We start from the raw sequence: 24,335 nt of genomic DNA, 5'->3' as shown, positions 1-24,335 counted from the left end.
ACCTGAAAAGTATGGAAAATTAGCGATTTATCAATCTACGGATGGCAATAAATACCAGTATAAAAAGGGAATAGCCGATAAAGAACGGGATGATATAGTATTGCAGATTTACCGCCAGCATGATGGCGATAAGTAATAGTTGAAATCCCAAGCCAAAGGTAGAAACAGCTGTCATAAACCAGTTGGGCAGTTTTTGGGCCTCCACGGCATCACGATCTAATCGATATATAATCTTATCAAAAACTCCGTAAAACAAGGTATACAATCCAAAAAGAATATCAACATTCCGCTGTTTTTCACCTTTTAGGGCTTTTGGTGTTTCATTTTCAAAAACACGACTAGTTGTATCACCATTGTGCTTCTTCCGGAGAATGACGTAGTAATAATTATAAAGTGTACCCTGTAATTGAATGCCGAAAAAGGCCAAGATCGTGAGGGCCAAAGAACCATTGGTAACATACCAAATGGTCATCAAGATCAGTAGATTCAGAATGATGTCCGAAACGGAATCCAAATACCGACCTGTATAGGAAGGGGTGTTTTTGATACGGGCCAATTCCCCATCGGCCGCATCTAAAATAGACTTTAAAATTAGAAAGAACGCCGTGGCCCAGTAATAGCCATTAAGAATACAAGTGATGGCGATGAGTCCCGATACTACAAAAGCTAACGTAACGTGAATGGGGGTAAAAGACGTATTTTTAAGGGAGTTGGCAATAATTTTTGCAAGGGGCCTTCCATAATCGGATAAGTCCAAGAATTGATTTTCCTTGGGTAATTTTGACATAGCGCTCAGGTCCTTGAAGAAAACCGGTAACGGAAACACGTTGGCCCGGTACACTCCACAAAACCTTACACAAAGATAGCCCTAAATTTGCACTTTGTCAGCTTTTCCAAAAGGTGTACATGTACAACGAATTTTGGCAATTACTTTCGAATACGTGCATCAATCTGTAACGACGCTCCGTGATTTCATATCATAACGGTCACCGGACTGCAAAAAGTAAAACAAGTTGTCTTTGGAAGGAAGGTTTTTAAGTTGACTTCCCTCCCTGGACCAAAAGGTGCCGTCGTATATCAATACTTTGCTGGCTCCTACAACTTCAAATTGGTCTCCTTTCACGATTACTGCGGTGCTTTCATCTATGCCTATACCCAAAAGTTCCGGTCTGTTCTTGAGAATATTGAACATGTCGAATTGTCTGTTACGGGCAAGCACATGCTGATCTATCGCAATATTTTTTATAAAACCGAATCCTTCCTCATGGTCTCCCATCATGATTTGATTGTTTTGCGTGTCGCCTCGTGCCAGATAGGACCCTTGAATGGTAGCGCCTGCGGACGACCCTCCGATTACCCCACCCTTGTTTAGAACTTCCCAAATCAATTGTTCGGTTTTGGTATCGGCATAAGCGTCTACTAAACGCCATTGTCGTCCGCCACCAAACCACACCGCCTTGGCATCTTTTAAAGGTTGAGTGAAAGCCTCGGTATCGGCTTCCGCTCTATCATAGGTGTGTACAACGGTTACTTTTTTAACTCCGAATGCTCTTAGTCGTTCGGCGAAATAATAGTCCTCACCATAGATGTCATCACCTCCCGCAGTGGGTATGACAACCATTGGGGCGTCAATTCCCCCGGCAAGTTCAATATACTTTTTTGTTATGGTATCGACTACGCGACCGCCACCCACTATTACCAAAGTACCGTTTTCAGGACCTGTGGTCAGATGTTCTTGTGCATTGGCGGTCAAAGCGAATAGAAGAACAAAGAAGAATTTTTTCATAAAGTAAGAATTGTGTAGATGCCTAAAGATAAGTAGACGTGATGTTCTTATCAAGATTCCAACGGTTCTTAGTATCTTTCAAGCTGATGAAACAGACCGCCACTTGGTATTACCTCGCCTTACTCATTCTGGCGGGGGAGGCCGTATTTATACTACCTTTTGTATTACCACGTATTTTCAGGCCTACGGTTTTGGACGTATTTATGCTCGATAATACCCAACTCGGGCTTTGTTTTTCGGTGTATGGTATTGTTGCCGTGGTCTCCTATTTGTTCGGGGGGCCTTTGGCCGACAAATATCCACCCAGAAAATTAATGGCGATTGCTTTAGGGATGACCGCCGCAGGGGGTATGGTATTTGCCACTTTCCCCAGTTTTGAGGTGTTGCAAGTTGTATATGGGTATTGGGGTTTCACTACGATTTTTCTGTTCTGGGCTCCTATGATCAAAGCGACCCGGGTTTGGGGAGGCACTGCTTCCCAAGGGAAGGCATTTGGACTTCTGGACGGGGGGCGCGGGTTGACCGGTTTTCTTTTCGGGTTGCTCGGGGTATTTATTTTTTCGCTATTCATTTCCGAAAACGTTGATATGGCCTCTTTGTCAGAGCGACAGGAAGCTTTTCGGTATGTTATCTATTGCTCGTCTATCATCATAACGGTAATCGGAGCGCTCACCTGGTTCTTTATGAAGTCCGGAGTGGATGAAAAGGAAATTTTAGTGGAACGGATTTCGATAAGCCAGATTGTTTCGGTACTGAAACTCCCCTCGGTACAGTTGCTTATGGTGATTATTCTCTGTGCCTATGTGGGATACAAGATAACCGATGTTCTTTCGCAATATGCCAACGAAGTAATGCTGTACGACGAGGTGAAAGCGGCCCAAACAGGCACTTTTTTACAATTTTTGAGACCTACGACAGGTATCCTTTTAGGATTAATCGTCGACCGATTTAGAATTAGCCTGGTATTGGTGTTTAGCTTTGTCGCCACTATAATTGGAGGTTTTTTGTTCGCATCTGGACTTATTGCGCCATCTGCTACGATTTTGTTCTTTTTGTCGGTCATCATTATTGCCATTGGCGTGTATTCGGCCAGAGCCTTATATTTTGCCGTGATGCAAGAAGGAAGGATTCCTTTGGTACTCACCGGAACGGCGGTTGGGCTCATATCCTTGGTTGGGTATACCCCGGATATTTTTGCAGGCCCGGCCTATGGCTATTTGTTGGATTCCAATCCGGGGGAACCGGGTTTTCAGAATGTCTTCTGGATGTTGACCGTGTTTTCTACGGTCGGGGGCATTGCCGCTGTGATTTATTGTATTAAATTTCGAAAAAAATAAGACTTGTTGTTATGAAAAAAATTTTTAGTTCTTCCCTGTTATTATTATGTATTTCATTGGTGCTGTGCTGTTCTAAAACAGATTCTAAAGAACCGACCGATTCATCGGAAGAGGTGGCGACACACCCGGCGAGTGATTATCCGACCGGCACTTCTAGCTCAAGGAGCACGGCCATTATACCTGGATCCGGCGTTATGATGCAGGCTTTTTATTGGGACGTTACTGAAGGAGGTATATGGTGGGATATACTGACATCGAAATTGGATGATTGGGCGGATGACGGAATCGATGCCATATGGATTCCACCTATCTCGAAAGGCCAATCAGGAAGATTCTCTATGGGTTATGACCCTGCCGATTATTTTGATTTTGGTGATTTCGAACAGCATGGTACAATAGAGACCCGTTTTGGAAATCGTGAAGAATTGGAAAGAATGATCGAAAAAGCTCACAACAACAATATAGCCGTAATTGCCGATATGGTCATAAATCATAACAGTGGGGGTGCTTTGGAATTCAATCCATTTCAAGGAGAGGAGACCTACACCCTTTTTAACGTGCCCTCCGGTCTTTTTAATCGAAACAAGCATGATTTTCTGCCCAATGGGGAAAGAGGTGAGGATGCCGGAAGATTTGCCGGTTTCCCCGATATGGATTTGAATAGTGAATACGTACAGGCATGGATGTGGAAATCGGAGCAGTCGGTAGCCAATTTTTATATGAATACCTTAGGGATTGACGGCTGGCGTTTCGATTTTGTAAAAGGGTACGGTACCGATATCGTCAAGAACTGGGTCGATACCATGGGCGGGTTTGCCGTAGGTGAAAATTTTGATGGGAATTTGGCGGGAGTAGTACAGCCCTGGGTCGAGGCTACAGGCTTAAATGCCTTTGATTTTCCTAATTTTTTCAATATGAGAGATGCCTTCAACACGCGGAATTTGCAGCGCTTGACGGCAGCAAGCCTCCTGAACAACCAACCCGAAAAGGCGGTAACCTTTGTGGGTAATCATGATACGGAGAACAGGCAGGACAATGACCTTGATTTCCCGAATGCCTTCGAGCTTCATGCGTATGCCTATATTTTATGCGCCCCGGGCTATCCTACGATATTTTATTCCCATTACGAAAACAGTGGTGATGAAAAAAAGCAGAAAATAAGACAAATGATAGCGTTACGACAAGAATTGGCGGCTGGGGATTGGTCCGTACTATTTGTCAATGCGGATGAATTTATAGCTTCTAGAAGTGGGGATGACAATAAAGAGGGTTTGGTACTCTATCTGAACATTTCCGATAATGAGGTTTCTAGGGAAGTGCAGACACATTGGTCTGAAGGTAATCTGATAGATTTTACCGGAAATAGTACTGAATCAAATGTTGTAGCATCCGACGGTAAAGCAATGCTTCAAGCTCCGGTCAATGGTTATGCGATTTGGTCGGTATCCACAGATTAAATAAAAGGGCAATGTAAATAAGTTCAAGAATTCATTTGACTAGGAATTTATCCCGCACCAATCGCGGTTTTTAATTCGCTTTTTCATATGCCTCTTTTAGCCACTGCGTAAGTTCGGAATCCACTTCTGAAACATCGTTAAGTTGTACGCGATGGGTGCACATCGTTCCGAACGGCCCTGAATTACCGAGTCTTTCCGTCTCTGGGGTGTCCTTTAGCTTTAATCCCAAGTCTATCCTGGTTTTGGTAGCCGGCTTAATGAGGGCGAACTGCTTTTTTCGAATAATACTGATGGACGTTTTTTTTGGGGTAATGGTCACATCTTCGCCAAAAGTCTTTACCAGGGCAAGCAGCTTATCACGAATAGGCATTAAATTTTCCTTGCCTTTGTACTGGGCGGATACCAAATCATCACCACCTCCCTTTTCATCTTTCGATAGGTGGATGATGGTGTTGGCGAAACCATGGGTGACACCATGCTCCCCTTTAAGGAATTTCATGGCTTCTCCATGCTTGGTAAAATTCTTTTCTTTAAGTAATGCTGCCCATTCTTGTAATGATTTCCCCGTTTTTTCTGGCATGTTGGCAATCATAGTCTCTAACGCTTTTTCCATGAGTTCTTATATTTTAGTTGTTTATTCCGCTTTTCCCCATCCATTGTTTCTCGACTTGATATTTAATTCGCATAGCCTTATAATTTCAGTGATTCTCTTTTGTTGCGTTGCCTCTCGTTTGGCTTGATTGAGCCAATACAAATAACTTTTTCGCTGTCCTTTTGTAAATCCTTTGTAATTTTTGAACGCTAACGGATTTTCATCAAAGGCCAATTGCAAATTGTCCGGTATAATACCCTTCTCTACATCATCCAAAGCGGTCCACGAACCATCTTTCTTGGCGGCTTCGATAATACCAAGGCCACTTTCATGCATTAGGCCTTTGGCCATAAGTTCTTTCAGATGGTCTTTATTGACTTTGCTCCAGACACTCTTTGCCTTACGGGGACAAAAGTATTGCCGGCGTTTTCCCACCCCAATATTTTTTACCGTACTATCGATCCAACCATAACATAAGGCCACACGAACGGCCTCTTCCCAGCGCATACTCTCTTTTTTATGGGATACGGCATAAAAGATAAGATAGATGCCTTTCTCTTGCTTGTGATTTTCATGAAGCCAATCTCGCCACTCCCCATCGTTTTTGAAATAATGTTCTTGAAGGTCTTTCATCGATAAGTTATCACTGTTTCCCTAAAAATAATATTTTCCAAATTAAAACAATCGCCATTCTAAAAGTGAATCCCTATTTTTATCGGATAGTCCAAAACAAAAGCGCCATACAATGAAAAAAGCTGTTCTCTTCTTCTTAGTTCTCAGTGGCCTAATTTTCACTTCCTGTGACAACAAACGCGAAGGTGCCCCAAAAGTGTTGGTGTTTTCAAAAACCATGGGTTTCGAACATGCCTCAATCCCTGCTGGAATCGCAGCGATTCAAAAACTTGGTTCGGAAAATGGTTTTGAAGTGGACACGACAAAAAATGCCGACTTATTCGAAGAGGAGAATTTAAAGCGCTATTCCGCCATAATTTTCTTAAGCACGACCATGAATGTCCTGGATCATAAACAAGAAGCGGCTTTTGAGCGCTACATTCAGGCTGGCGGTGGTTTTGTAGGGGTGCATGCAGCTACCGATACGGAATACGATTGGGGCTGGTATAATAAGTTGGTCGGTGCGCAATTCTTAAGTCATCCGCAGGGAACCCCTGAAGCTGATTTTATAATAAAAGACAATGATTTTATCGCTACAAAACATTTTACGGATTCCATTTGGCATAGGTTCGACGAGCTATACAACTACAAAAACATCAACCCGGACGTAAATGTTATCATGACAGTTGATGAGTCTACCTACGAAGGAGGTAAGAATGGTGACTTTCACCCGATTGCCTGGTATCACGAATTCGATGGGGGTAGGGCCTTCTACACTGGCGCCGGCCATACCGATGAAAGTTATGAGGAAGAGGCCTTCGTAAAGCACCTTTTGGCCGGTATTCAATATGCAATCGGAGAAAATAATAAGCTGGATTATGGCAAGGCGGTTTCGCAGATTCCACCGGATATCGATCGCTTCTCTAAAAATGTACTGATCGAAGGCGAATTTTTCGAGCCAACCGAAATGACGATTTTACCTGATGGCGATGTACTGGTCGCGCAACGTAGGGGTGAGGTGATGCTTTACAGTGCGAGCACCAAAGAAGTTACCGAAGTACTCAAATTAAACGTATACGACAAGACTTTGAATACCCCCGGTGTAAATGCCGAAGAAGGGTTGATGGGCATTCAGAAAGACCCCAACTTCGCCGAAAATAACTGGGTCTATCTGTACTACGCGCCAACTGGAGATGAGCAGATAAATCGTTTAAGTAGGATGAAGTTCAAGAACGATGCTTTCGATACCGCTTCGGAACAGGTGATTTTGGATGTCTTTAGTCAACGGGAAATCTGCTGTCATACGGGAGGTTCAATAGCTTTCGATAAAGATGGTCTCTTATACGTATCCACAGGCGATAATTCTACTCCTTTTGACGAGAAAGACGCGGAATTTGTAAATAACGGTTACGCACCGTTAAACGATATTCCGGGAAAAGAGCAATACGATGCAAGGCGTTCTTCAGGAAATACGAATGACCTGCGGGGTAAGATTCTGCGCATCAAAGTAAACGAGGATGGTAGTTATGACATTCCCGAGGGAAACCTTTTTCCTGTAGGTAACGAAAAAACACGGCCTGAAATCTATACTATGGGCCATCGTAATCCGTATCGGATCTCGGTTGATCAAAAAAGGGGCTATGTGTATTGGGGCGATGTGGGTCCGGATGCCCGGGTGGACCAACTCAATGAACGTGGTCCGAAGGGATATGATGAAATGAACCAAGCCCGCGCCGCCGGTAATTTCGGATGGCCACTTTTTATAGGTGACAATAAGCCCTATGTTGATTATGACTATACGAACGGGGAAAGTGGTAAGACATTCGACCCCGAAAAACCTATTAACGACTCTAAAAACAATACAGGCTTGACGGAGTTGCCCCCAGCGCAACCGGCCTACATGTTTTATCCGTATGGAGCGTCGCAAGAATTTCCCCAAGCGGGGAGTGGCGGACGTAATGCCATGGCTGGCCCGACCTATTATTCCGATATGTATGACGATGGTGGCGGATTGCCTTCCTATTACGATGGCAAGGTGATTATTTATGATTGGATGCGTGGTTGGATGATGGCCGTAAGTCTTTTTAAAGATGGTAGCGTCAATAAAATGGAACCTTTCGCCTCCGATATCAAGGTAAACAACCTAATCGATATGGAAATGGGACCTGATGGTAAACTGTATTTACTTGAATACGGTAGTGGTTGGTTCAGCAAAAATGATAATGCCGCCTTGAGTATTGTGGATTTCAATGGAGGCAACCGTCCGCCGATTATTGATTATATGTCGGTGGATCAAAACTCAGGGAAACTTCCGCTCACCATTACTGCAAGTGTTTCGGCAATGGATCGTGAGAAAGATGCCGTGACATATTTATGGGACTTGGGGAATGGTGAGGTCAAAGAAACGTCAGTGCCGGAAATATCATATACGTACACCGATGCAGGCCTATATAAAATCGCGGTGGAAGTAAAGGATGCGGCCGGTGAGTCGGCTACAAGCGAATCGACTACCATAGTGGCCGGTAATACAAGGCCAGAGGTCGCCATTTCGATAATCAATGGTAATTCATCGTTTTATGTGCCCGGACAGCCTGTAAATTACGAGGTATCGGTAACCGACGCCGAAGGCGGTGATATTGATGCATCGAAGATATTCGTTTCGGTTGATTATATGGATGGGATGGATAAAGTGAATATGAATCTTGGTCATCAACAAGTCTCGGCCACCGTTACCGGAAAGGCTTTGACCATGGCAATGGATTGCAAAACGTGTCATAAAGAAGCAGAGGCTTCTATCGGACCGAATTATATGGATATTGCCAAAAAATACAGAGAGGATAAAAATGCGATACCCTACCTTCAAAAGAAAATTAAAGAGGGGGGCTCTGGCGTATGGGGCGAGGTCATGATGGCCGCGCACCCTGATATCTCCTCCGATGAGACGCGCCAAATCGCCGCTTATATTATGTCATTGAACGGTGATCTTGGATTGAAGCCATCGCTACCTCCAAAGGGCGCTGTACGACCCGAGGCTACAAAACCGGGCAATCTAATGGTGTTGACTGCAAGCTATACGGACGAAGGCGCTGAAGGCGCGATTCCCTTAACGGGTAACAAATCGGTTGTTTTGGCCAGTAATACGGTCGGCTTTTCGAAGGACACCAAAACTGATGGAATGACGGCAGTTACATTCGGCGGACGGGATTTGCTATTGCTCTCAGGTGCAAAAGGTTGGTTCGAATTGAACGACATCGACCTTACCGGAGTAAGTAACATCGTTCTAGGTGCCGGATGGCAAGAAGCCCCAAAGGCCACCTATAATTTTGATATACGCTTGAATTCCCCTGACGGTGAGGTAATCGGCCAAGGAACATTGGCTCCCCAACCCGCGGGCACCCAAGGTGCAGCGATAGTGATGCCATTGACAACAGAAACAACAGGGAAAAACATACTGTACATTACCGGAGCGATAGAAGCCGGTAAAACCCCTTCGAATGTGGCGCTCTTGAACGCCACCTTTAATTAGGCAATAGTGATGGCCTATTTTAGGAAGTAGGCCACAGTGTCCAAAAAATCGAAGGTCGAGTCAGGCCCGATTCCTCTTCGGAGAAATGGTTCAATTTTTGGATGTCCGGTTCAAGGATGTTCGTGGTGCGTACCCAAATCGTAAATGTTTCATTTTTACTATGGTGGTTCCATGAAAGTGTCTAATTCAACCTTTTGGTTTCCACATAAAAATTCCGATCTACTTTGATGGAAGGTAGACCGTTTATCTTATCCGTCTTCCATTCGGTAGTGGGCTGCAGTTCATGGGCTTTTTCTCCCAAATAAATGATCAACGGCATTTCAAAACCGTCGACTACCTTGTTGTATCTGTATTTGAGCACGTTTTCGTCAACTTCATACTCAAAAACCGGAATATCCGTAGTGCGTAAGTACTGATCGAAAATTTTGGAGAGGTCCAATCCGGATTTCTTTGCGATATACTCCTCGATTTGCTGGGTCGTAACGGTCTGATGATAGAAATCTCTATTCAGTCCGCGTAGAATTTCCCGCCATTTTTCGTCATCATCGACCAATTGACGGATGGTGTGTAAAAGATTGGAACCTTTATAGTACATATCGCTGGAGCCCTCCTTATTCACGTTATAGGTTCCGATGACCGGACGGTCGTTTCGGATGTTTTGGCGCAGGCCTATGACGTAGTCCGATGCAGCTTCCTTACCATAATGATAATCTAGGAAGAGGTTTTCCGAGTAGGAGGTAAACCCTTCGTGTACCCACATATCGGCAGCATCCTTATAAGTGATATTATTGGCAAACCATTCATGGCCCGCTTCATGTATAATGATAAAATCGAATTTAAGGCCCCAACCGGAACTGGACAAATCCCTCCCCAAGTAGCCTTTTTTCCATTGATTGCCATAGGTAACCGAACTTTGATGCTCCATCCCCAGATAAGGTACTTGAACCAATTTAAAACTGTCTTCGTAGAAAGGGTAGGGGCCGAACCAATGCTCGAAGGCCTTCATCATTTTCGGGGCGTCCTTGAAATGTTCCTTTGCCTTTTCCAAATCATCCCTTAAAACATAATAGTCCATATCCAGAATACCTTTTTCCCCGTTGTATTTTTCCCCGAAATGCACATAATCGCCAATATTCACGTTCACGCCATAATTGTTGATGGGATTACTGACAAACCAATGGTAGGTTTTCGTATCGGTTTGTTCGGTAACTTTCCGAAGCCGGCCGTTCGAAACATTCATCAAATCTTTGGGCACTCGTACACTGATGAGCATGCTATCTACTTCATCGTACATATGGTCTTTGTTCGGCCACCAGACACTGGCTCCTAAACCCTGACAAGAGGTAGCGACAAAGTGCTTGCCATTATCATCTTTTTTCCAAGAGAAACCACCGTCCCATGGAGCATTGGCAGCCTCTTTGGGATGACCTGAGTAGTGAACGACAATCTCGTTGATGTCGCCTACTTTTTGTGGTTTTTCAAGTTTTACGAAATGCGCGTTCGTTTTTGAGGAGAAATCCAATTTTTTCCCGTCCTGTGTTACTTTTTCTATTTTCAAGGGCGGTTGCAGGTCTATTTGAAGTACTTCCTCATTGTTCAAGACTTTGTAGCGAATGGTATTACTTCCAGAAATGAATTTTTCATCGGGTTTTACTTCAATATCCAGATGATAGTAGTTCAGGTCCCACCAGGCGCGCTCCCCAGTGATGCTGCCTCGAAGTGTGTCTTGTTCTGTAAATTGTTGCGCACTGACCATTCCGGTGATACCTAAAAAAAGAAGTCCTATAATAAGCCTCATCATATATTTTACATTAATAAAAAGCCTCACAGGGCTATTATCTCCTTATTGGAATAATTATTTTAATCTATCGAAAAACAGCATTTGGGAATACCACAGGACTTTCAAATCCGTCTTCTCCGACCGCCGATACTCCGAAGAAGTAATTATCGATAACAATGCCATCAAGCGTGTATTCTGTAACATCGCCCACATACCTGCTATTATCCCAAGTCGGTGAAGTGGTATCCCGCCAATAGATTTTATAGCCGACGGCCCCATCGATCTTAGACCATTTGAATTTGGCCGAGGGTTCTACGATTCCACCGATTTCCACCGTGGTAGGAGCAGGAGGCGCCCAAGCCAAGGAGGCTAAACTAATGGCGTTTACGGCCGTTAATTTTCGGGCATAATCAAAATTTACATGCTCGAGAACATCCCCGTAGTCGATTCCATTCTCGGTGCGGATATCCTGATGTTGTTGGGTGTAGTTTTCGTGTGCTTCCATAATACGTATACCTGCATACCCGGCATCGTTAAACGGTCGGTGATGCCCGCCACGACCAAAGCGGTCCAATCTATAGATCATCATCGGGTTCATTTCAGGCATATAGGTTTTGGTGGTCTTGTACACGTATCGTGCCAATTGCCGGGAAATACCATCGACTTCGCCACCATAAAAACGCCTAGCCCGACGTTGGTCTTCCGTTTCCGTTGCCGGCACGGGCTCGGAGAAAATCCTGAAATCAACATTGCTGATGATACCGTCTACGCCTTTGATATTCCCGATCATGTCATTGTTAAAGATCCCGATGATATCCCAACCATCGGCCTTCATTTGTTTTACCAATCCTTGTCCTCCGAACAATCCTTGTTCCTCGCCGGAAAGCCCTAAATAGATAATGCTATTTTCAAATTCGTATTTTGAGAGAACCCTTGCCGCCTCAATTGTTCCGGCCATACCACTTGCATTGTCGTTCGCGCCTGGGGAATCGTCGGTAAAATTGGTAGGATCGCTGACCCTCGAATCAATATCCCCACTCATGATAATATAGCGATTCGGATACTTAGTACCTTTTTGTACGGCAACGACGTTCACCACATACACGTCTTTTACAATGCGCTGGTTCGTGCCTTTTTCGACCAAGTCCCGCTGAAAGGAAACTTCCAAGCAGTTATTACAGTCCGAGGAAATCTTGTCGAACTCCCCTTTGATCCATCGGCGCGCTGCTCCTATGCCCCGGGTATTTGACACGGTATCGCTAAGGGTATGTCGTGTACCGAAGTTAGCCAAGGTGGTGATATCATTTTCAATTCGCTCCGCGGAAACAGCATCTATGATATCATAGATACGCTGATCGGTTTGGGAAAAAACGATGGTAGAAACTAGGAAAAGTAATAAGGGAATCTTCTGCATTTCAATGAGTGTTAAATCAATTTTATATAGCGCTACAATGTATTAAAATTAACTGGATTTCTTGGATAAATGCCACAACCCTATCACCGGACCGATCAATAAGGGTAAAAACAGGTATTGAAGCGCAATTTTTTCAGAAAAGTAGGTCAACAACTGAATGCTCACAATGGTCAAGCCGAAACCGATACAATTGACCAGTGTTAGTCCAGTGCCTTTAACTTCTGGTGGAAGGGCTCCGGCTACGAGACTGGAAAATTGGGGCGAATCGGCCGTAACGGCCATGCCCCAGAGACACCATCCGATTAAAAATAAATATGATGGCAGGTGAAAAAGCAATGGGGATAGCAAGCAGAAAGTTCCCGATAGGAGTAGGGCCCGAAAAGCGACTTTATGACTTCCGATTTTCTGTGATCGTATGCCTCCAAGAATGCAGGAGAGCCCACCCAAGGCAATGATAATGCCAGTCCATATGGGAACTGATAGGTTCTCCGAACTCATTTCAGCGTGGTATTGAATCGCCAATGGCGTAAATGCCCAAAAGGCGTAGAGTTCCCACATATGGCCAAAATAGCCAAAAGCGGCTTTTCGAAAGCCGACGATTTTAAAAAGTGAAGGACCTAGCTGCAATTGCAGTTTTACGCTTCGCATACGAAAAGGACCATTCGGAACAAAAACCCATAGGAGCAAGCCGCCAAAAACCGCCAAGGTCGATACGGTCTTAATAACAGAATCCGGATGGTTTCCCCATGGTGTTCCTACAAGAAAATAGGGCAACGCGGTACCAGAAACCAGTGCGCCTACCAAAAAGCCCAAGGCCTTCCCTAAACCCTTTTCATAGTAATCGGCGGCGATTTTCATACCTACAGGGTAAATACCCGCCAAGAAAAATCCAGTACCGAATCGTGCCGAAAGCAAGGACCATTTTGAGAGTTCATCTGACAGCAACGCCATATTGCAAAGGGCGGCAAGTATGGCACAGACCAAAAATACCCGTGAAGGCGAAAATCGGTCGGCGATCATAAAAAGGGCAAATACCAGGGTTCCGCTAATAAAGCCAAATTGAACGGAAGATAATACATATCCGATAATTTCGGTACCTAGCCCTGTTTTTGCGGTGAGCTCTTCGACTATGGCATTACCGGAAAACCATAGCGAGGTACAGGCGAACTGCGATAGTATGATGATGGGAAGAATATGGGGTCTTGTTCGCAAGGGCTTTACATTATTGTATAAATGTAACCTTCGAAATCTTTCCGTTTTCGATTTCATAAATCGCTACTGCGCTGTAGCTCGTCCCCTTTATGGTAAGGTATTCTTCGTCAATAACTTTATTTCCGATTTGAATCCGGTTTTTTATTTCGCAATTCAAATCCGGGGTTCGTGCAAAGAAATCCTCATATCCTTTGCGAAGCGCTTCCTGTCCTTCATCGGTCAGTCGGTTCGGGTAACGAAATAGTTTGATGTCATTTGAATACGTAGCTAGAAAAGCGTCGATATCACGGGCATTGTACGCTTCGAGCTGTTTGTCAACAATGGCGGAGGCATTTTCAATCGGTTTGTTTTCGTGAACAAAATTCATGCTCGCTATTTTTCCATTATTCACTTCATAGATAGCAGCTTGGCGGCTGGTTCGTCCTGATTTCGATACAATTTCTTCGTCAATGACTATATTCCCGATTTCAATTCTTGTGACCACTTCAACAGTAGTTTTGGGGTTGTTTTCGAAGTACCGCTTATAACCTGCCCAAAGATTTTCGTTCCCCGTATAAAGGGTATCACTTGGAAAATTTAGCACCGCCACATCTTCGGAATAGCAAGCGGCGAAGGCATCAAGATCTTCGGCATTGAACGATTCCACTTGTTTTTGAACCACGGTCGCCGGGGCCGTTTCTGACACGATGGCCAAATGCTTACCATCGGGACTTATGGCCATTCTGGAAATGCGATGTACTGCCTTTTCTTGAAATTGATACAACACCTCGGACGCTCCTTTTACAGGGTCGACCATATGAATGGTCTTTCCGTCGGGGAGGAGCAGAGTTGTGTCCGGTAACCAGCAAATGTCGTTGGTTCTTTCGGGTAACGGCATTATCGTTTCGGTTGCCCCGGTAATGGGATGAAGCGATTTCAACTTCCAAATTTTATCTTCCTTACTCACGTAACTTACAAGTTCTGTATTGGGAATCTTGTGTAATGCTCGCCCAACATTTTTCTGGGTGGTGTAGTTTGTGCCGTCTTTGAGGTTGGAAATCACTAAATCCATTCTATTGTCCACTAAAACCGAGGTCACAAGAATATCCGGGCTGTACCAGAGGTGATAGCCCACTTTAAGGTCTTTGAGGATTTCTTCGGATTTTCCCTCGGATATCGCATAGCGGTATAAGCGTTGATGCCCAGTGGTGTCTAACCGAATAGCGGAAATAGCATTCGAATTCGGTATCCGCGAAGGAGAGTATTCGCTGCCGACGGTCGTATCGATCAGCCAGGAGGTTTTGCCGGTCTTTAGGTCGTATTGGGCAATATCGGTCTGGCCGTTTCTAGTGCTGGAGTAAACGATGGTGAAATCATCATAAAAGGAAGGCTGATTGTCGTAGCCTTCATTGTTAGAGATATTGCGCGGATTCATCAGCCGAATTTTTCCGTCTAGCCGATCTACATCCAACAAATAGACCTCGGTGTCGGGTTGGGCATAGCAACCAGCTCCTAAGGCCGACAGTACTAAGATTAGGATATTTTTCATGTATTGGTTTTTGGTCGCAAGTAGAACTAATTCTACAGCCTATCGGTATTTGGTCGATATCTTAAATGGTAAAACGGTCTAAAAGATCGCGAACGTTCTTGATGCTGTCTACATAATATCGCGCTTGTGTTTTTTGCCGACCTACTTTTACCGTAACCGCCGATTCGGGTAATTCTTGAAACATGAATTCATCCGTCCAATCATCACCGATGGCGAAAACGAAGTCATAATCATCCTCCGAAAACACACGCATTGCAGCCCGACCTTTGTTCACATTACTGCTCTTGATTTCCATCACCTTGTTTCCATTGAGAACACTAAGGTCATCGGTACCGATAAGGCTAGTCAATACGGTATTGAGCTCCGTTGCCCTTTTTTGACCAAAATCGGGATCTGTATTTCTATAATGCCAGGCGAGAGAGTAATTTTTTTCCTCGATAAAGCTTCCGGGCGTACGGTCGACAAACGATTCCAGAACCGGTTGTATTTTTTCCATCCAATCCTTTTTGACATTTTCAAGCATCCGGAATTCTTCCCCTCCTTGGGATATCCATACCCCATGCTCCGTGATCATATTGTACTTTTTTGGCAGAAACCACTTGGTAAAGGTTTCTTTGTCACGACCACTGATCAAGTACATGTCAGTTCCCGGCCGAGATGAGATTTTATCGAGTAGTTCGTACAGGGCGTCGTCCGGTGCCGCTTTTTGAGGATCGTTATGAAAGCCCGCCAAGGTGCCATCATAGTCGATAAACAGAAGACTTTTTTTCGATTGGCTAAAGTCTTTAGTAACAATATTCATCAAATCAACCGATAACCTTCGCGAAATATAGGTATGGTCTTTTTTCTTTTGATCGAGTAGGGAGTTCATAAAGTCATTGGCCCATTTTTCGACATTATACCGTTCCAATCGCTTTTGTAGAATTGTATTACGTCTTTGCTGCTCAGCTTTGGGCATGTTGATAGCGGTATGCAGGGCATCGGAAATCTGTTCAAAATTGTTAGGGTTGATCAACAGGGATTCGTTCATTTCATTGGCAGAACCTGCCATTTCACTTAAAATTAATACTCCTGTTTTATCGACGCGTGTAGCGATGTATTCTTTCGCAACCAAGTTCATGCCGTCCCGTAAAGGCGTCAACCAAGCGATATCGCTTGAGGTATACAAATCAATGAGGTTTTCGAAGGGCATCGACCTATAGAAATACCAAATCGGTGTCCAGCTTACCGTCGAAAACTCCCCGTTTATGCGTCCTACCAGCTCGTCGACTTCTTTTTTCAATAACTGATACTGGGGCACGTTCGACCTAGAGGGCACGGCCAACAAAACCAGGCGCACTTTTTCTTTGTATTGCGGGTATTTGTTTAGGAAATACTCAAAGGCATAGATACGTTTGGCAATTCCCTTCGAATAGTCCAACCGGTCAATGGATAACAAAAACTTGGCATCGGGAGCGGATTTTTTATGCGTATCGAGGCGTTTTTGAAGTTCTGATTTCTGCTTTTCGGTGCTATTATTATGTTCTTTCGCGGCCTCGCTGAACTTTTTATAATCGATTCCCATGGGAAAGGAATCAACCTTAATGACCCTATCATCCAACGAAATATCATTAAAACTTACCTCAAGCCCTAACAATCGCCTTACCGAACTCAAAAAATGCCGTTCATAGTCATAAGTGTGAAAACCGATAAGGTCGGCGCCCAAGAGACCCATCAAAACTTCTTCGCGCCATGGTAAGGTTCGAAATATTTCGAAGGACGGGAAGGGAATGTGCAAAAAGAAACCTATGGAAATCTCGGGACGTCGTTCCCGAACCATTTGAGGTACCAGCATGAGTTGGTAATCGTGGACCCATATGGTATCATCGTCCGTGGCCTTTTCGAGAATCGCATCCGCGAATTTCTGATTTACCGCCTTGTACGTCTCCCAACTATCCAATTCAAATTCAGAATATTCCAGAAAATAATGAAACAAAGGCCATACGGTTCGATTGCTGAAACCGTAATAGAAGCCTTCCACTTCATCAGCCGTAAGGCACACTTTTGATGAACCGTGTTTGGCAAGGGCGATATCGATGTCTTTGACGAGTTCTTCCGGAATTTGCTCATCGGTAAGTCCGCTCCAACCGATCCAAAGGCTATCACCACCCGAATGTACCGACTTCATTCCCGTAGCTAGACCACCAACACTCGGTACCGCTGTAATGGTTCCGTTGTTGATTTGTAACTGAACAGGGAGTCTGTTTGAGATTATGATAGTTTTGCCCATAAATTGGATGTTTTGCTTTGTTTTACCATTAATTTCTCCCAATTTCGGCAAAAAGAAGGGCAATCGCAATCTGAGCGCCCAATGAATCGAGATTTTTAGTGAAACCGCATCTTTACAGTCCTTATTTTATAGGAAATATGGCATAGGCTTCCAGAAATCCGCTTTTGTAGTGAGTGTTCAGCTTCGAATATAGAATGTTACTTAATGGATAATTTAGATTACGGAATAATTGGCAATTGTAGAAGTGCCGCATTAATATCAAAAAGAGGAAATTTAGAATGGTGTTGTTTGCCGGAGTTCGATTCCTCTTCGGTCTTTGCTAAGCTTTTGGACGATAAAATCGGCGGGAGTTTCGATATCGTTGTTGATGAAGGATATACTATAAAACAGCGGTACAAAAAGCATACGGCCGTTTTGATCACCCATTTTTCAGATGGGGAGAATAGTTTTGAGATTAGGGATTTTATGCCCCGCTACCGAAAAGAAGGCGGTGGGTACAACTCGCCCCCCGAAGTCGTTCGGTACTTCAAATACATTTCGGGAAAACCCAAATTCAAGGTGAATTACAATCCGAGGTTGGAATATGCCAAGGGAAAGACCAAAACATACGTAAAAAAGAACTTTGTGGTCAGTTTGACCAAAGGCGAAAAATTCGACACTTTTTTTCTGTATACTTCTTTCAATAAAAATGCAATCGTGGAAGGTCGCGAGATGGAACTGAACGATGACGGTTATTTTTTGTTGGGCTATAACGAAAAAATATTCAAACCCACTACACGTAAGGTATACACCGAGTTGGAGCGCACCAAGGTCTATTGGTTGAACTGGAGCAGCAAAACCCCGACCTATAAAAAATACAATTCAGAAATCAGTCGTAGTGCGATTACCTTAAAATTATTGAGCTATGATAAAACGGGGGCGGTGTTGGCAGCTGCAACCACCTCGTTGCCGGAAACCATTGGCGAAGTCCGTAATTGGGATTACCGTTTCTGTTGGATACGTGACGCTTCGATGGTGATAAAGGTCGTGGGCCAATTGGGACATAAAAATGTGGCCAGGCGTTACCTGCAGTTCATCGTCGATCTGATACCCGATAAGGATGAGAAACTACAGATTATGTACGGTATCAACAGAGAGAAAAAATTGACCGAGAAAACACTGGACCATCTCAGTGGTTATAAGGGGTCGAAACCCGTTAGGGTCGGTAATGCCGCGTACAAGCAAAAACAAAATGATATTTATGGGATTTTGATGGATGTCATTCATCAACAACTTCATGAATATTCCAATGACATAGAAAATGGCGAGGAACTTTGGGGTATTACCAAGGGGATTGTTTGGATCGTATCGAACCACTGGAAGGAAGCGGATAAGGGAATATGGGAATTTAGGGCCGAAGATCGTCACTTTACATTTTCAAAAGTATTGTGTTGGGTGGCCGTTGACCGTGCGATCAAGGTTGCCCGTATTCTCAGAAAAACGAGAAAATTGGAGAAATGGATCGTTCTAGAGCAGGAAATCAAGCAGGACATTCACGACAATGCTTGGAATGCCGAGGTGAATGCCTTTACACAATCCTATGGTTCCAAAGACTTGGATGCCTCGGTCTTGTTGATGGAGTCCTACGGTTTTATCCCTGCAAGGGATCCCAAATACGTGAGCACCGTTAAGGCGATTGAAAAGGAGCTCAGTAATGATGGACTATTATATCGCTATAAAAACGAGGATGATTTTGGACTGCCCTCGTCTTCGTTCACCATATGCACCTTTTGGTTCATCAATAGTCTGTTTAAAATCGGTGAAGAAAAGAAAGCGATGAAACACTTTGACAAGCTCTTGAGTTACAGCAATCACTTAGGATTGTTCAGTGAGGATATCGATTTTAAAACCAAAAGACTGTTGGGGAATTTTCCGCAGGCGTATTCCCATTTGGCGCTGATTGAATGTGCCATCAACTTCTCGAACAAGGAAACCGAAGAACAGATTTTGGATGCTATTCGCGAATAACTTAAATCTGAGAGTTGAAATACAAAGGGAGCAATTTTTATCGTGAAAATGTTTCCTGCGTATATTCGAATAGTTCCTTTTGAAGATGATTCCGTGACAATTGAGAACGAGTGGGAATGGAATCCATTTAAATGTTAGTAAGCTTCAATGTCTTTGCGATTCGTTTTATCTTCTCCACCAAGGTTTTAAAATGCCGTTCCTCGGTAAATGGATTCATTATCGTACAGCGCAAATACTGAATATTCCGCAGCGTAGTTTGAACAATATAAAATTCGCCATCTTCCAACAGCTGTTGGCGTAGCCGCGCATTTAGTGCGTTCAGGGCTTTCGGATTTAGCGCGGCATCAACATATCTAAAACATACGATATTCGAAACGGGCGGTATTGCCAATTCGAAATTGGATTCTTTTTCTATCAATCTTCCAAAAACCTTCCCCATATCGAATAGTCGGGTAACATATTCCTCGAAAATTCCATCTCCGTAAATCTTTAACATGGTATACCAATGTATGCTCATCATGGTCTTGGTACACTCGAAAGTACGCTTTGCCTTATTGTACCAATCCTCGTCCTCTGATTGTACCAAAAGATAATCCGCTTTTTGGCTAAAAGTGGCGTACGAATAATTGCCATTTTTAAAGAGTAGGGCGGTGGTAATGGTTGGTAACATCATCATTTTATGCCCATCAATGACTACCGAATCCGACTGTTCTATTCCGGCTACGGTTTGTCTATATTTTTCCGAGAATATGGCGGCACCGCCATGTGCGCCGTCTACGTGGAACCAAAGGTTGTGCTTCTTCGCAAAAGTACCGATAGCATCCAGGTCATCGTATACACCAGTGGCCGTAGAAGGAGCACTTCCGACGATGGCGAATACCTGTATGCCATTTTTCGTGGCCCTTTGGTATTCCCTTTCGAGTAATGCGGTATCCATCATAAAATCGGACGTAACGGGAATTTTACGGATTCCCTTTTCACCCAGTCCCATAATTTTGGCCGCACGGTCTACACAGTAATGCGCTTGCTCGGATACCATAATTCCCAGCGCTTGGTCATGACCCTGATTCCAGATGTCAGTTGTCACTTTTGCCTTTCTAGCGGATAACAAGGCGGTCAGGTTGGCTAACGTTCCCCCGGAAGTAAGAAATCCCCTAGCTTCCGCGGTGTATCCAATTTTTTTACAAAGCAAATCTGTAACGATGCGTTCCATAGCCGAAGGGGCCATCCCCATCTCATAAATCGCCATGCCATTGTTCAATAGGGCGCTCATCATCGCTGTTAGTGCCGTAATGGGAGCCGTAGGCGTGACCTGATGCCCGATACATTTTGGATTGTGAACCGAAGTGGTTCGCTTTAAAATTTGAGCGAAAAGATCGTTTTCATCGCCATGTTCCATAAAATCGTTCCAAAAAGAGCGTTCGTCTTCGGGAATGTGCCAAGCTAGCGTGGGCGTATTTTCGTTATGAAGCTGCGCTTCCAAATGATCGGCTAGTTGGTCAACTAATCGGTGTCCTTGTTGTCTAAAATGTTCAGGGGAATAGGCTTTTTGAAGTAATGGATTATCCATAGTATAAAGTTAATCGAATTTAGTTTTATTCGAAACCGCAAAATGTATTTAATAGTGTGCTTGAGAAGCTTAAAAGTAGCGCATTGGTAAAGCGGTAATCATACAGAAGATATTTTTTACCGTCTTGATAATGAATCGATATTTTTTATATATCGGTGCTGCATCTGCTTCGGACAAGAAAACAAAAAACCATCTTGTCAAACAAGATGGTTTCGTAGTATGTGACAAACAGGATTACCTCATGTTGTTGGACTGATTGATCACGTCTTCGGCAGCTTTGAACACTTTAATATGGCTTTCGTTCGCAAAATTAATTCCCATTGATTCTACGGTCGATTTCATCCTGGCATAGCTTTTTGCATTGGTCGCCAATTTTTTGAGATTGCGACTCTCTCTAACAAATTTGTCCACTGCGCTATTAAAAAGAGTTAGTCTTGCTGGTATACTAATGTTCAATTCCTTTTTTAATTGTGGAACGTTTTTCGACAGCTCCTTAAATTGGGAATGCAAGGCGACGACCTCTTTCAATTTTGCATCGAAGGAATCGAAATCAATGCTTTCGTAGGCATCGTATTCGATACCGCGCAGTACAGCTGTCTGTTCTTTAATGGTTTTTAATAGCATACCTCTGGTATAGAGGATATCGTATCCGTTGTCTTTGTAATTTTTTAACTCTTCGTCCAACAATCTTTCATCAATTTCTTTCAAGGCTTTGCCCAAGGCGTCACTAGCCTGCAGGTAAGCTGTCATATTTTCCATAACGGTAGGATATAAGGTTACGGAGGTTTTGAAATCGTCATCCAAATAGGATTGTGCTTTATAATAATCGGATAATTTTTCCAAAGGCGTTTCCAAAGCTGTAAATGAGGCAGCTAGTTCTTTTCCGATTTCGTCCAACTCGGGAATTTCGGGATTCTCATCAATAACCGCTTTCAGTTTTTCAATGCTACGAGCACTTAGTGGTTTTGAAATAAAGTAGTTATCTCTTTTATTAAACGGTCTTCCGGTATCATCCAGGTTGTTCATTATCAAGGAGTACGAACGTTCTATGGAAGGGCTCACCGAGTTCCACACGTCTACATACACATTGTATTTATTGATGAAGGCTTGCTTATCATTCGCGTCCACCGCGGTATTGCTAGTGGTAATAGCGCCTTCGCTTGAGTCCGTTTTTGAGGTTTCCTTACATGATTGGAGGATAAGGGTTGTTAAAAGGAATAGGGCAAGTGTTTTTGTGATTTTCATTGTTAATGGAATTGATTTTCTATGGCAAATATAAAATGGAAATCATAAGATACTCTCCCTGAATCCCTTTAAATAGAATCCCGTTTTTCAGGGACAAAAAAAACCGCCAGCCAATCGGCCAGCGGTTTCTCCTTCTGTCTCAAAACCGGAGTTTCAATTTGAATTAGTCAAAGGTGTACCCATTATCGGCAGCGACTTTGTCGGCAATTTGCGTGCGCAAAGCTACTACGTTGGGGTAGTTCGTATATTTTGTGAAACGTTTTAAGCCCATAAGCATCATACGTTGCTCGTCGCCTTCGGCAAAGGAAACTATTGCTTCCCGACCCTTTTTTATACAGGTTTCAACAGCATTGTACAGGTACAATCTGGACATGGCGATTTGGGTAGCCTGAGCATCCTCACCAAAACGTTTCGCGTTTTTCTCCGTTCTTAAAATGGTACTTTCGGCCATGTACACCTCAATCAATATATCGGAGGCGGCAAGCATCAATTGTTGGTGCTTCTCCAATTCCGGACCGAATTTTTGAACAGCGCTTCCTGCAACCATTAAAAATACTTTCTTTAATCGGGCGATTAAATCTTTTTCCTCGGCGAACAATACCGAAAAGTCAGGTGCATCGAAAGAAGGTATACCCATTAATTCCTCACCAACGGCGGTAGCCGGCCCGAGCAAATCAACATGTCCTTTCATTGCTTTTTTGACCAACATTCCTACGGCCAACATTCTATTGATTTCATTGGTACCTTCGTATATTCTTGCAATACGCGCATCTCGCCATGCCTTCTCCATGGGCGCATCTGCACTAAATCCCATTCCACCAAAAACTTGCACACCTTCGTCTGCGGTATGCTGTACGTCTTCGGATACCGCTACTTTTAAGATGGAACATTCAATGGCATACTCTTCAACCCCCTTCAATTCCGCTTCTTGATGCGAATTTCCGTCGGCCTCGCGCATCGCAATCCTATCCTCGATATTCTTGGCGGCACGATAACTGGCAGATTCACCGGCATAAGCGTTCGTCGTCATATCGGCGATTTTACCTTTAATAGCCCCAAAATTGATGATCGGCGTTTTGAACTGAACCCTTTCATTGGCATACTTAACGGCTTCGTTTATCACCCGTCGCTGTGCATCTAAACAAGCCGCTGCCAATTTAATACGACCTACATTAAGGGCGTTCATGGCGATTTTAAAACCATTGCCTCTCTCAGAAAGCATATTTTCCACGGGAACCTTTGTGTCATTGAAGAAAACTTGGCGCGTGGAAGAGGAGTGGATACCCAATTTTTTCTCTTCCTCGTTCATAGTGATACCATTACTTGGGTCATTCTCCACGATAAATCCGGTGATATTCTTATCATCACCGATGCGAGCGAAAACGATGAACATATTACAGAATCCCGCATTGGAAATCCACATTTTCTGCCCAGTGATGCTATAGTGTTTTCCATCATCGGACAAGACCGCCTTCGTTTTTCCCGAATTGGCATCCGAACCGGCCCCAGGCTCTGTCAAACAATAGGCGCCAAACCATTCACCGGAGGCTAATTTTGGTACGTATTTTTGTTTCTGTTCTTCATTGCCATATAAAGTAATCGGCATGGTACCGATACCCGTATGGGCACCAAAAGCCGTACTGAAAGAGCCAGTGGCACCAGAGATGTAATCACAGACCAACATGGTGGAGACGAATCCCATACCCATTCCGCCGTAGGCCTCTGGTACGGCAATTCCCAAAAGGCCGAGTTCGCCAGCTTTGCGCATAGTCTCTTCGGTATAGGCATAATCCTTTTGCTCGAAACGTTCCCAATGGGCCCAGAGTTCGCGATCAACGAATTCTTTGGTGCTGTCACGCATCATTTTTTGTTCTTCGGATAAATCCTCCAACGTAAAAACATCTTCACATTTTGTTTCTTTTACCAAGAATTGCCCTCCTCGGAGCAATTCGTCTTTTTGTAGTGTATTTGTGCTCATAGCTTTTATAATAGATTTAAGA

Annotated in this window: 16 protein-coding genes; 4 read left to right on the top strand and 12 right to left on the bottom strand. The window is 43.8% G+C overall.

Annotation, left to right across the window (positions count from 1 at the left end; genetic code table 11):
* Positions 1 to 19 precede the first annotated feature (19 nt).
* Together FGM00_RS09910 and FGM00_RS09905 are read right to left on the bottom strand one after the other, a co-directional pair.
* Complete coding sequence (locus FGM00_RS09910; protein ID WP_138852757.1) at positions 20 to 787, bottom strand: CDP-alcohol phosphatidyltransferase family protein; 768 nt, start codon at positions 785 to 787, stop codon at positions 20 to 22.
* A 159-nt stretch (positions 788 to 946) separates the two neighbouring features.
* Positions 947 to 1,786 (bottom strand): cyanophycinase, encoded by an 840-nt coding sequence (locus FGM00_RS09905; RefSeq protein ID WP_138852756.1) that lies wholly within the window; start codon positions 1,784 to 1,786, stop codon positions 947 to 949.
* An 83-nt stretch (positions 1,787 to 1,869) separates the two neighbouring features.
* Here FGM00_RS09905 and FGM00_RS09900 point away from each other — a divergent pair, with 83 nt between their 5' ends.
* Positions 1,870 to 3,123 (top strand): MFS transporter, encoded by a 1,254-nt coding sequence (locus FGM00_RS09900; protein ID WP_394344427.1) that lies wholly within the window; start codon positions 1,870 to 1,872, stop codon positions 3,121 to 3,123.
* A gap of 11 nt (positions 3,124 to 3,134) precedes the next feature.
* Positions 3,135 to 4,580: an alpha-amylase domain-containing protein gene (locus tag FGM00_RS09895; protein ID WP_138852754.1), complete on the top strand. Its 1,446-nt coding sequence runs from the start codon at positions 3,135 to 3,137 to the stop codon at positions 4,578 to 4,580.
* Between the two features lie 70 nt (positions 4,581 to 4,650).
* Here FGM00_RS09895 and FGM00_RS09890 read toward each other — a convergent pair whose 3' ends face one another.
* The gene (locus FGM00_RS09890) at positions 4,651 to 5,193 is read right to left on the bottom strand and encodes a DUF4287 domain-containing protein (RefSeq protein WP_138852753.1); all 543 of its coding nucleotides are present in this window, start codon (positions 5,191 to 5,193) and stop codon (positions 4,651 to 4,653) included.
* A 21-nt stretch (positions 5,194 to 5,214) separates the two neighbouring features.
* Positions 5,215 to 5,805, bottom strand: a complete 591-nt coding sequence (locus FGM00_RS09885; protein WP_138852752.1) for a YdeI/OmpD-associated family protein — start codon at positions 5,803 to 5,805, stop codon at positions 5,215 to 5,217.
* 112 nt (positions 5,806 to 5,917) lie between these two features.
* Here FGM00_RS09885 and FGM00_RS09880 point away from each other — a divergent pair, with 112 nt between their 5' ends.
* Positions 5,918 to 9,310, top strand: a complete 3,393-nt coding sequence (locus FGM00_RS09880) for a ThuA domain-containing protein (RefSeq protein ID WP_138852751.1) — start codon at positions 5,918 to 5,920, stop codon at positions 9,308 to 9,310.
* A 181-nt stretch (positions 9,311 to 9,491) separates the two neighbouring features.
* On the opposite strand, the gene FGM00_RS09875 is transcribed toward FGM00_RS09880, so the two are convergent.
* From FGM00_RS09875 to FGM00_RS09855, 5 genes are all read right to left on the bottom strand, one after another.
* A complete protein-coding gene (locus FGM00_RS09875) occupies positions 9,492 to 11,108 on the bottom strand; it encodes a M1 family metallopeptidase (RefSeq protein WP_138854676.1) in 1,617 nt (538 codons plus the stop codon).
* Positions 11,109 to 11,175: 67 nt separating this feature from the next.
* Positions 11,176 to 12,504, bottom strand: coding sequence for a M28 family peptidase (locus tag FGM00_RS09870; protein ID WP_138852750.1), 1,329 nt, complete (start codon positions 12,502 to 12,504; stop codon positions 11,176 to 11,178).
* Positions 12,505 to 12,552: 48 nt separating this feature from the next.
* Entirely contained in the window at positions 12,553 to 13,716 is a 1,164-nt protein-coding gene (locus tag FGM00_RS09865; protein ID WP_138852749.1) for an MFS transporter, read from the bottom strand.
* Between the two features lie 10 nt (positions 13,717 to 13,726).
* Positions 13,727 to 15,244 carry a nuclear transport factor 2 family protein gene (locus FGM00_RS09860; RefSeq protein WP_138852748.1) on the bottom strand — a complete coding sequence of 506 codons (1,518 nt, stop codon included), beginning with the start codon at positions 15,242 to 15,244 and terminating at the stop codon, positions 13,727 to 13,729.
* A 61-nt stretch (positions 15,245 to 15,305) separates the two neighbouring features.
* A complete protein-coding gene (locus FGM00_RS09855) occupies positions 15,306 to 17,513 on the bottom strand; it encodes a bifunctional alpha,alpha-trehalose-phosphate synthase (UDP-forming)/trehalose-phosphatase (RefSeq protein ID WP_138852747.1) in 2,208 nt (735 codons plus the stop codon).
* A 204-nt stretch (positions 17,514 to 17,717) separates the two neighbouring features.
* Between FGM00_RS09855 and FGM00_RS09850 the strand changes: the two genes are divergently transcribed.
* A complete protein-coding gene (locus FGM00_RS09850) occupies positions 17,718 to 19,520 on the top strand; it encodes a glycoside hydrolase family 15 protein (RefSeq protein WP_138852746.1) in 1,803 nt (600 codons plus the stop codon).
* 127 nt (positions 19,521 to 19,647) lie between these two features.
* Here the strand turns inward: FGM00_RS09850 and FGM00_RS09845 are convergent, their stop codons facing one another.
* The 3 genes from FGM00_RS09845 to FGM00_RS09835 form a co-directional block, all read right to left on the bottom strand.
* On the bottom strand, positions 19,648 to 21,090 hold the full coding sequence (locus tag FGM00_RS09845) for a pyridoxal phosphate-dependent decarboxylase family protein (protein WP_138852745.1): 1,443 nt from the start codon (positions 21,088 to 21,090) through the stop codon (positions 19,648 to 19,650).
* A 234-nt stretch (positions 21,091 to 21,324) separates the two neighbouring features.
* Positions 21,325 to 22,335 carry a DUF3829 domain-containing protein gene (locus FGM00_RS09840; protein ID WP_138852744.1) on the bottom strand — a complete coding sequence of 337 codons (1,011 nt, stop codon included), beginning with the start codon at positions 22,333 to 22,335 and terminating at the stop codon, positions 21,325 to 21,327.
* Positions 22,336 to 22,498: 163 nt separating this feature from the next.
* Complete coding sequence (locus FGM00_RS09835) at positions 22,499 to 24,313, bottom strand: acyl-CoA dehydrogenase family protein (RefSeq protein WP_138852743.1); 1,815 nt, start codon at positions 24,311 to 24,313, stop codon at positions 22,499 to 22,501.
* Positions 24,314 to 24,335 lie beyond the last annotated feature (22 nt).

It is taken from the genome of Aggregatimonas sangjinii, from assembly GCF_005943945.1.
GTDB lineage: Bacteria > Bacteroidota > Bacteroidia > Flavobacteriales > Flavobacteriaceae > Pelagihabitans > Pelagihabitans sangjinii.
Note: the sequence above shows the minus strand (reverse complement) of the source record. Positions and strands in the feature narration are given on the sequence as shown.

What these genes read in the sequence shown, in the direction of transcription:
- FGM00_RS09885 (WP_138852752.1), bottom strand. Translation starts at nt 5,805, where the DNA reads ATGAAAGACCTTCAAGAACATTATTTCAAAAACGATGGGGAGTGGCGA.
- FGM00_RS09910 (WP_138852757.1), bottom strand. Translation starts at nt 787, where the DNA reads ATGTCAAAATTACCCAAGGAAAATCAATTCTTGGACTTATCCGATTAT.
- FGM00_RS09895 (WP_138852754.1), top strand. Translation starts at nt 3,135, where the DNA reads ATGAAAAAAATTTTTAGTTCTTCCCTGTTATTATTATGTATTTCATTG.
- FGM00_RS09855 (WP_138852747.1), bottom strand. Translation starts at nt 17,513, where the DNA reads ATGGGCAAAACTATCATAATCTCAAACAGACTCCCTGTTCAGTTACAA.
- FGM00_RS09875 (WP_138854676.1), bottom strand. Translation starts at nt 11,108, where the DNA reads ATGAGGCTTATTATAGGACTTCTTTTTTTAGGTATCACCGGAATGGTC.
- FGM00_RS09845 (WP_138852745.1), bottom strand. Translation starts at nt 21,090, where the DNA reads ATGGATAATCCATTACTTCAAAAAGCCTATTCCCCTGAACATTTTAGA.
- FGM00_RS09860 (WP_138852748.1), bottom strand. Translation starts at nt 15,244, where the DNA reads ATGAAAAATATCCTAATCTTAGTACTGTCGGCCTTAGGAGCTGGTTGC.
- FGM00_RS09890 (WP_138852753.1), bottom strand. Translation starts at nt 5,193, where the DNA reads ATGGAAAAAGCGTTAGAGACTATGATTGCCAACATGCCAGAAAAAACG.
- FGM00_RS09870 (WP_138852750.1), bottom strand. Translation starts at nt 12,504, where the DNA reads ATGCAGAAGATTCCCTTATTACTTTTCCTAGTTTCTACCATCGTTTTT.
- FGM00_RS09880 (WP_138852751.1), top strand. Translation starts at nt 5,918, where the DNA reads ATGAAAAAAGCTGTTCTCTTCTTCTTAGTTCTCAGTGGCCTAATTTTC.
- FGM00_RS09835 (WP_138852743.1), bottom strand. Translation starts at nt 24,313, where the DNA reads ATGAGCACAAATACACTACAAAAAGACGAATTGCTCCGAGGAGGGCAA.
- FGM00_RS09850 (WP_138852746.1), top strand. Translation starts at nt 17,718, where the DNA reads ATGGATAATTTAGATTACGGAATAATTGGCAATTGTAGAAGTGCCGCA.
- FGM00_RS09840 (WP_138852744.1), bottom strand. Translation starts at nt 22,335, where the DNA reads ATGAAAATCACAAAAACACTTGCCCTATTCCTTTTAACAACCCTTATC.
- FGM00_RS09905 (WP_138852756.1), bottom strand. Translation starts at nt 1,786, where the DNA reads ATGAAAAAATTCTTCTTTGTTCTTCTATTCGCTTTGACCGCCAATGCA.